Annotated in this window: 2 protein-coding genes; both read left to right on the forward strand. The window is 67.7% G+C overall.

Going from position 1 to position 1,552, the window contains the following annotated elements:
* A partial coding sequence (locus tag Vau01_RS62915) for a Mu transposase C-terminal domain-containing protein (protein WP_204015435.1) occupies positions 1 to 584 on the forward strand: 584 nt, incomplete at its 5' end.
* A complete protein-coding gene (locus Vau01_RS62920; protein WP_204015437.1) occupies positions 581 to 1,393 on the forward strand; it encodes an ExeA family protein in 813 nt (270 codons plus the stop codon). The genes Vau01_RS62915 and Vau01_RS62920, both read left to right, overlap by 4 nt.
* Positions 1,394 to 1,552: the final 159 nt, after the last annotated feature.

Raw genomic sequence — 1,552 nt, forward strand, 5'->3', positions numbered from 1 at the left:
GGACCGTGCGCGACCAATTCCTTGTCGAGATCGGATCCGGCCGCGAACTCGATGACCTGGTGCAGTTGAACACGCTGTTCACCGCGTGGGTGGAAACCGTCTACCACCACCGCGAGCACACCGAGACCGGGCAGGCGCCGATCCAGCGGTGGTCCGGGCGGCCAGACCAGCAGCCACCGTCGCAACCGTTGCCGCTGCCCTCACCAGCGCAGCTGCGGGAGGCGTTCCTGTGGTCGGAATGGCGCACCGTCACCAAGACCGCCACCGTCGGGCTGCACGGCAACAAATACGAAGTCGACGCCGCCCTGGCCGGGCGCAAGGTCGAGCTCGTCTTCGACCCGTTCGACCTGACCAGCATCGAGGTCCGCTGGCACGGCCGCCCCATGGGCACCGCGATCCCGCAACGCATCGGTCGGCACGTGCACGCCAAAGCTCGACCCGACGAGACGACACCGCCGGCACCGGCCCGGACCGGGATCGACTACCTGCACCTCGTCGAAGCCCAGCACGCCGCCGACCTAGCCGAACGGGTCCGGTACTCCCAACTTCCCGAAACCGGCGACGACATGGGGGTGTCGGCGTGATCGAGAAACTCAAATCCCACTACGGGTTCACGAAGACACCGTTCGGGCGGGCCCTCGCCCCGCAGATGCTGCACCGCCACGGCACCCACGCCGAAGCCGTCGCCCGCATCGGCTGGTGCATCAGCGAACGCGGCCTCGGCGTCGTGACCGGCGAAGTCGGCGCCGGCAAGACCGTCGCCGTCCGCGCCGCCCTCGCCAACCTCGACACCAGCCGCCACACAATGATCTACCTCGGCAACCCCGCCGTCGGCGGACGCGGCCTCTACGGCTGCATCGTCACCGCCCTCGGCGGACTCCCGCGCTTCCACAAAGCCACGCTGATCCCGCAGACGATGGACCTGCTCGCCGCCGAGGAACACGAACGTGGCCGCATCACCATCATCGTGCTCGACGAAGCGCACCTGCTCGACGCCGGCCAACTCGAAGAACTACGGCTACTCACCAACAGCGAGATGGACAGCCACTCGCCGTTCGCCTGCCTGCTGGTCGGACAGCCAACCCTGCGCCGGCGGATCAAACTCGGCACCTTCGCCGCACTCGACCAGCGGATCACGCTGCGCTACGCGATGAACGGCATGACCGACAAGGAGACCGCCAGCTACATCGCCCACCACCTCAAGCTAGCCGGCCGATCGGACACACTGTTCAGCGACGACGCCACCGCACTGATCCACCAGGTCTCCCGCGGCCTGCCACGCGCGGTCAACAACCTCGCCGTCCAAGCCCTCGTCGCCGCCTACGCAGCCAAGAAGGCCATCATCGACGAATCCAGCACACGGGCCGCCATCGCCGAGGTCACCACCGAATGAACACCACCCCATGAGCCCCACAGCGACACGCTGAACACCACCACGACAACACGACCACCAACGCCCCGCCGGCTACGCCGGCGGGGCCTCTTCACGCCAGCACCACATCATCACGGCGAACGCCGCCGCCATCCTCATCCAGCACGTCGGTCAACAGCC

This window comes from Virgisporangium aurantiacum (genome assembly GCF_016863635.1).
Taxonomy (GTDB): Bacteria; Actinomycetota; Actinomycetes; order Mycobacteriales; family Micromonosporaceae; genus Virgisporangium; species Virgisporangium aurantiacum.